At 72.1% G+C, this 6,524-nt stretch carries 7 protein-coding genes; 1 reads left to right on the top strand and 6 read right to left on the bottom strand.

Annotated features, from left to right (window positions below; translation table 11 throughout):
• The 6 genes from ACWEJX_RS12150 to ACWEJX_RS12125 all read right to left on the bottom strand — a co-directional run.
• A partial coding sequence (locus ACWEJX_RS12150) for a serine/threonine-protein kinase (protein ID WP_451607384.1) occupies positions 1-818 on the bottom strand: 818 nt, incomplete at its 3' end.
• 99 nt (positions 819-917) lie between these two features.
• Complete coding sequence (locus tag ACWEJX_RS12145) at positions 918-2,207, bottom strand: DUF6986 family protein (protein ID WP_451607383.1); 1,290 nt, start codon at positions 2,205-2,207, stop codon at positions 918-920.
• A gap of 191 nt (positions 2,208-2,398) precedes the next feature.
• Positions 2,399-3,361 (bottom strand): electron transfer flavoprotein subunit alpha/FixB family protein, encoded by a 963-nt coding sequence (locus ACWEJX_RS12140; RefSeq protein WP_451607382.1) that lies wholly within the window; start codon positions 3,359-3,361, stop codon positions 2,399-2,401.
• A gap of 89 nt (positions 3,362-3,450) precedes the next feature.
• Positions 3,451-4,236 (bottom strand): electron transfer flavoprotein subunit beta/FixA family protein, encoded by a 786-nt coding sequence (locus ACWEJX_RS12135; protein ID WP_451607381.1) that lies wholly within the window; start codon positions 4,234-4,236, stop codon positions 3,451-3,453.
• A gap of 208 nt (positions 4,237-4,444) precedes the next feature.
• Complete coding sequence (locus ACWEJX_RS12130; RefSeq protein WP_451607391.1) at positions 4,445-5,002, bottom strand: flavin reductase family protein; 558 nt, start codon at positions 5,000-5,002, stop codon at positions 4,445-4,447.
• Positions 5,003-5,235: 233 nt separating this feature from the next.
• Positions 5,236-5,547 carry a TlpA family protein disulfide reductase gene (locus ACWEJX_RS12125; protein ID WP_403788928.1) on the bottom strand — a complete coding sequence of 104 codons (312 nt, stop codon included), beginning with the start codon at positions 5,545-5,547 and terminating at the stop codon, positions 5,236-5,238.
• 239 nt (positions 5,548-5,786) lie between these two features.
• Here ACWEJX_RS12125 and ACWEJX_RS12120 point away from each other — a divergent pair, with 239 nt between their 5' ends.
• On the top strand, positions 5,787-6,521 hold the full coding sequence (locus ACWEJX_RS12120) for a lysophospholipid acyltransferase family protein (RefSeq protein ID WP_451607380.1): 735 nt from the start codon (positions 5,787-5,789) through the stop codon (positions 6,519-6,521).
• Positions 6,522-6,524: the final 3 nt, after the last annotated feature.

Raw genomic sequence — 6,524 nt, 5'->3', positions numbered from 1 at the left:
GCCACCAGCCGCGCCGCCTCCGCCGCGTCCGGGCGGGCCGCCGGGTCCTTGTCGAGGAGGCGGGCGAGGACCGGGGCCAGTTCGCCCGCGCGGGTCGCGGGGGGCAGCGGGTCCGTGACGATGGCCGCGAGGGTCGACCAGGTGGAGGTGCGGCGGAACGGGGTGGTGCCCTCGACGGCGGCGTAGAGGGTGGCGCCGAGGGCCCAGACGTCGGCGGCGGGGGCCGGTGGGGCGCCCTGGGCGCGTTCCGGGGAGAGGAAGTCGAGGGAGCCGATGATGTCGCCGCTCGCGGTGAGGCGGGCGGAGGCACCGTCGGCGGGGTCCTCGAGGGCGGCGATGCCGAAGTCGGTGAGGACGACGCGGCCCGAGCGTTCGAGGAGGATGTTGCCGGGCTTGACGTCCCGGTGCGTCACGCCGGCCGCATGGGCGGCGGCGAGGGCTTCGAGGACGCGGGCGCCGATGCGGGCGGCCTCGGCCGGGGCGAGCGGACCCCGGTCGGCGAGGATGTCGTCCAGCGAGCGCCCGTCGACGAGTTCCATGACGATGACCGGCCGGCCCTCGTGTTCGGTGACGTCGTGGACGGCGACGACCCCGGGGTGGCGGACCCGGGCCGCGGCGCGGGCCTCGCGCTGCATGCGCAGGCGCATGGCGGCGAGTTCGGCGGCCGCCGTGTCCGTGTAGGTGCGGAGTTCCTTGACGGCCACCTCGCGGCCGAGGACCTCGTCGACGGCCTGCCAGACGACTCCCATGCCGCCGCGGCCGAGCTGACGCACCACTCTGTAGCGGCCCGCGAGCCGCCCGTTCTCCCCCGAAGACACCGCTGCCCCGTTCCCTGTCGAGCTCGACGATCTTGTGAACTCGTCCAGGGTACGGGGCAGTTGGCGGAAAACCGACCGTTTGGGCCCGGTCGGGCGCCCTTAGCGCTCGGTCGCCGTCAGGTCGCCGCGGCGCGGGGCGGCGAAGCGGTCGAGGTCGGCGCGGGTGAGTCCGGTCAGGGCGTCGACCTCGGCCGTGTCCAGGGCGCCGCAGTCGATGCCGCGCAGCAGGTAGGAGGAGAGGGCCTTGGCGGTGGCGGGCTCGTCCATGACGTCGCCTCCGGCGTGGTTGGCGTACGCGGAGAGGCGCTTGGCGGCGGCCTCGAAGCCCTCGCGGTAGAAGGCGAAGACGGCGGCGTAGCGGGTGGGGATGTGGCCCGGGTGCATGTCCCAGCCCTGGTAGTAGGCGCGGCCGAGGGCGCGGCGGGTGAGGCCGTAGTGGAGCTTCCACGCCTCGTGGACGTGGGCGGTGGGGCCGACCGGGAGGACGTTGGTGGAGCCGTCGGAGACGCGTACGCCGGTGCCGGCGGCCGCGACCTGCATGATCGCCTTGGCGTGGTCGGCGGCCGGGTGGTCGCTGGCCTGGTAGGCGGCGGAGACGCCGAGGCAGGCGCTGTAGTCGAAGGTGCCGTAGTGCAGGCCGGTGGCGCGGCCCTCGGCGGCGTCGATCATGCGGGCGACGGTGGCGGTGCCGTCCGAGGCGAGGATGGCCTGGCTGGTCTCGATCTGGATCTCGAAGCCGAGCCGGCCGGCGTCGAGGCCGTGCGCCTTCTCGAAGGCTTCGAGGAGCCGGACGAAGGCGGTGACCTGCTCGGGGTAGGTGACCTTGGGGAGGGTGAGGACGAGGCCGTCGGGCAGGCCGCCGTGCTCCATGAGGCCGGTAAGGAAGACGTCGGTGGTGCGGATGCCACGGTCGCGTACGGCGGCCTCCATGCACTTCATGCGGATGCCCATGTACGGGGCGGCGGAGAGGTCCGCGTACGCCTCGCTGATGATGCGGGCGGCGCGGGCCGCGTCGTGGTCCTCGTCCGTACCGGCGTAGCCGTCCTCGAAGTCGACGCGGAGGTCCTCGATGGGCTCGCGCTCCAGCTTGGCGCGGACGCGGCCGTAGACGTCCTCGGCGAGGTCGTCGGCGAGGCCGAGGACGCGGGCGAAGGTGTCGGCGTCGGGGGCGTGCTCGTCGAGGGCGGCGAGGGCCTGGTCACCCCAGGAGCGGATGGTTCCGGCCTCGAAGGCGTTGCCGGGGACGTAGACCGTGTGGACGGGCTGGCGGGTGCCGGGGTCTCCCGGGTAGCGACGGTCCAGCTCGGCGTCCACGGTGGCGAGGGAGGCGCTGATGCCCTCGCTGACCGCGCCCGCGAGGCTCGTCGACACCTTCTCCTGCTGACCCATCCCACATCCTCCTGTTTTCCGCTGCACGGAATCAACAATCCGTATAGCGAAGTTAATCGTCGGTCCGGATCCGCGTCAATGGGTGTCCGGTGGGTGTCGGACCGGGGCCGGAAACGGCCGGGGGCCGCGCGGTGAAGATCACCACGCGGCCCCCGGACCGGTACGGAACAGCAGATCAGCCCTTGCGAGCGTCAGCCCTTGCGGGCCTGGATCTCCTGGGTCAGCTGCGGCACGACGTCGAAGAGGTCGCCCACCACGCCGTAGTCGACGAGGTCGAAGATCGGCGCCTCGGCGTCCTTGTTGATCGCGACGATGGTCTTCGAGGTCTGCATGCCCGCGCGGTGCTGGATCGCGCCGGAGATGCCGGAGGCGATGTACAGCTGCGGCGAGACCGACTTGCCGGTCTGGCCGACCTGGTTGGAGTGCGGGTACCAGCCGGCGTCGACGGCGGCGCGGGAGGCGCCGACGGCGGCACCGAGCGAGTCGGCGAGCGCCTCGATGATGCCGAAGTTCTCGGCACCGTTGACGCCACGGCCGCCGGAGACCACGATCGCGGCCTCGGTCAGCTCCGGGCGGCCGGTCGACTCGCGCGGGGTGCGGGCGGTGATCTTCGTGCCGTGCGCCTTCTCCGAGAAGGAGACGGCGAGGGCCTCGACCGCGCCGGCGGCCGGGGCGGCCTCCACGGGAGCCGAGTTCGGCTTGACCGTGATGACCGGAGTGCCCTTGGAGACACGGGACTTGGTGGTGAACGAGGCGGCGAACGCGGACTGCGTCGCGACCGGGCCCTCGGCACCGGCCTCCAGGTCCACGGCGTCGGTGATGATGCCGGAGCCGATGCGGACGGCGAGGCGGGCGGCGATCTCCTTGCCCTCGGCGGAGGACGGGACGAGCACGGCGGCCGGCGAGACGGCCTCGTACGCGGCCTGGAGGGCCTCCACCTTCGGGACGACAAGGTAGTCGGCGAACTCGGCGGCCTCGGCCGTCAGGACGCGCGTGGCACCGTGCTCGGCGAGCGCGGCGGCGGTGTCGGCGGCGCCGTTGCCGAGCGCGACGGCGACCGGCTCGCCGAGGCGGCGGGCCAGGGTCAGCAGCTCCAGGGTGGGCTTGCGGACGGCTCCGTCGACGTGGTCGACGTAGACGAGAATCTCGGCCATGGGACTTCAATCTCCTGCGAACGAAGAGGGGGCGGGTCTGGTGGGCTCGCGCGAGCCCGGGAGGGACTCCGGGCTCGTGAGACTGCCTCTTAGATGAACTTCTGCTCCGCGAGGAAGGCAGCGAGCTGCTTGCCGCCCTCGCCCTCGTCCGTCACGATCGTGCCCTTGCTGCGCGCCGGACGCTCGTTCGCCTCGTCGACCGCGGTCCAGGCGCCCTCCAGGCCGACCTCCTCGGCCTCGATGTCGAGGTCGGAGAGGTCCAGGGACTCCACCGGCTTCTTCTTGGCGGCCATGATGCCCTTGAAGGACGGGTACCGGGCCTCGCCCGACTGGTCCGTCACGGAGACGACGGCCGGGAGGGACGCCTCCAGCTGCTCGGAGGCGGTGTCGCCGTCACGGCGGCCGCGCACGACGCCGTCCTCGACCTTGACCTCGGAGAGCAGGGTGACCTGCGGGACGCCCAGGCGCTCGGCCAGGATCGCCGGGAGGACACCCATGGTGCCGTCGGTCGAGGCCATGCCGGCGATGACCAGGTCGTAGCCGGTCTTCTCGATGGCCTTGGCGAGCACCAGCGAGGTGCCCATGACGTCGCTGCCGTGCAGGTCGTCGTCCTCGACGTGGACCGCCTTGTCGGCGCCCATGGACAGCGCCTTGCGCAGCGCGTCCTTGGCGTCCTCCGGGCCGACCGTCAGCACGGTGACCTCGGCCTCGTCCGCCTCCTCGGCGATCTGCAGGGCCTGCTCGACCGCGTACTCGTCGAGCTCCGAAAGGAGGCCGTCGACGTCCTCGCGGTCGACCGTCAGGTCGTCGGCGAACTTCCGGTCGCCAGTGGCGTCCGGCACGTACTTCACACAGACAACGATCCTCAAGCTCACGCCGGCTCTCCTACTGCATCGTCATAACTGGGCTGCGTTGCTGCTCGCAGCATAGGCGCCTGAAGGGCGGGTTTCCGGTCGGGGCCCGGGCCTTGCGGCCGGGCCCCGAGCGAAATATTACTCGCCAGTACACCCAGTTCGTTACCACTGAGCAAGCGCTCAGCCATGTGACCTTGCCAACGCCGCCGAGCCGGTCGTACGGGAACTCTCAGTCGCGCAGCGCGTTGAAGCGCCCCTGGTGGTACAGGAGCGGACGGCCCGCGCCGTCCGGGTCGCCGGCGACGGCCTGCGCGATGACGATCCGGTGGTCCCCGGCCGGGACGCGGGCGACCACGCGGCACACCAGCCAGGCGAGCACGCCGTCGAGGACGGGGACGCCCTCGGGGCCGCGGCTCCAGCGGGTGGGCGCGGCGAAGCGGTCGGCGCCGCTGCGGGCGAAGGTGGCGGCGAGCTCCTGCTGGTGCTCGCCGAGGATGTGGACGCCGATGTGCTCGGCCTCGGCCACCACGGGCCAGCTGGACGAGCCGGTGCCCACGCCGAAGGAGATCAGCGGCGGTTCGGCGGCGACGGAGTTGAGGGAGGTCGCCGTGAAGCCGACGGGCCGGTCCCCGTGAGCGGTGATCACGGCGACGCCGGCGGCGTGCTGCCGGAAGACGGAACGCAGCAGATCGGGCGAGCCGGTGCGGGGGGCGCCGATGGTGGGCACGGCCGGAGCGGCCGGAGGACCGGGTATCGGGGTACCGGGTACGGAGGTGAGGCCGGGCATCGTCGGGAGCGGGCGGAGCTCGGGCGAGACCGTCATGGAGTTGTCCTTCTGCGGGAGCGGCGGGAGAGGGGTCGCGGGTTCGTCAGACACCCGGACAGCGCGCGCTCGCGGTGCGACCGAGGTCCACATGGGCCCGGCCGTAGAGAAGGAGTTCTGGAGCCATTACGCCAGACTGGCGATCGTTGACGTGTGCAGTCAAGTGCGTATTGGCATGTGGGAGAAGTGTCACGGCGTCAGACGGCCCGGCCCAGGGCGGCGATGACGTCGGCCTTCCGGGGCTGTCCGGCGGCCCGGCGGACGATCCGGCCCGCCCGGTCGAGGACGAGCACGGTGGGCGTACGGACGATGCCGAGCGCGCGTACGAGATCGAGGCGCTCCTCGGCGTCGATCTCGACATGGCCGACGCCGTCGACCAGGGCCGCCACGTCGGCGAGGGTCCGGCGGGTGGCCCGGCAGGGCTGGCAGAAGGCGGTGGAGAACTGGACCAGGGTGGCCCGCTCCCCCAGCTCGGCGCCCAGCTCCGCCGCGCCCAGGACCTCCGTCATCGCGCCCGCCCCTTCTCGTCCGTCCACACGAGGTGCAGCGTCCCACGGGGGCGTTCGATTCCCGCACGCCGGTGCCACCGCCGGCCACCGGGAGTGACGAGAATCTCCCCGCACGAAGGCGTCTGGACTGGTCACGAGCCCCCACATGCGGCACGATCTGCCCAAAGCCGAAAACCTACGGCCGCGTAACTTCGCCGGGAGAACCCTCCTCAGGCACAGACGAAAGGGTTCCCTCCCAGATGGCAGAGCTCGTCTATCGGCCGGTCATCGGCGCCGCTCTCACCATGTTCAAGGCGCTGGACCTGAAGATCGACACCCAGGGTTCGGAGCACATCCCGCGCCAGGGCGGCGCGGTCCTGGTGAGCAACCACATCAGCTACCTGGACTTCATCTTCACCGGTCTGGCCGCACTGCCGCAGAAGCGTCTGGTGCGCTTCATGGCGAAGGAGTCGGTGTTCCGCCACAAGGTGTCGGGTCCGCTGATGCGCGCGATGAAGCACATCCCGGTGGACCGCGCCCAGGGCGAGCACGCCTACCAGCACGCGCTCAGCGCGCTGCGCTCGGGCGAGATCGTCGGGGTGTTCCCCGAGGCCACGATCTCGCAGTCGTTCACGCTGAAGAGCTTCAAGTCGGGTGCGGCGCGGCTCGCGCAGGAGGCCGGCGTACCGCTCATCCCGATGGCCCTGTGGGGCACCCAGCGGATCTGGACCAAGGGCAGGCCGCGCAACTTCCGGCGCAGCCACATCCCGGTCACGATCCGGGTCGGCGAGCCGATGGAGGCGCCGGCCGACCAGTACGCGGGGGCGATCACCCGGCGTCTTCGCGGGCGCGTCCAGGAGCTCCTGGAGGCGGCGCAGCGGGCGTACCCGGTGCGGCCGAAGGACGCCGACGACACCTGGTGGGTGCCGGCGCACCTCGGGGGCACGGCGCCCACGCCGGAGGAGCTCAAGGCCGCCGAGAAGGCCGGGAAGTAGCCA

Source organism: Streptomyces sp. NPDC004788 (assembly GCF_053601115.1).
Note: the sequence above shows the minus strand (reverse complement) of the source record. Positions and strands in the feature narration are given on the sequence as shown.

Coding starts and splice junctions, on each gene's coding strand:
- ACWEJX_RS12120 (WP_451607380.1), top strand. CDS start 5,787: ATGGCAGAGCTCGTCTATCGGCCGGTCATCGGCGCCGCTCTCACCATG.
- ACWEJX_RS12125 (WP_403788928.1), bottom strand. CDS start 5,547: ATGACGGAGGTCCTGGGCGCGGCGGAGCTGGGCGCCGAGCTGGGGGAG.
- ACWEJX_RS12130 (WP_451607391.1), bottom strand. CDS start 5,002: ATGCCCGGCCTCACCTCCGTACCCGGTACCCCGATACCCGGTCCTCCG.
- ACWEJX_RS12140 (WP_451607382.1), bottom strand. CDS start 3,361: ATGGCCGAGATTCTCGTCTACGTCGACCACGTCGACGGAGCCGTCCGC.
- ACWEJX_RS12145 (WP_451607383.1), bottom strand. CDS start 2,207: ATGGGTCAGCAGGAGAAGGTGTCGACGAGCCTCGCGGGCGCGGTCAGC.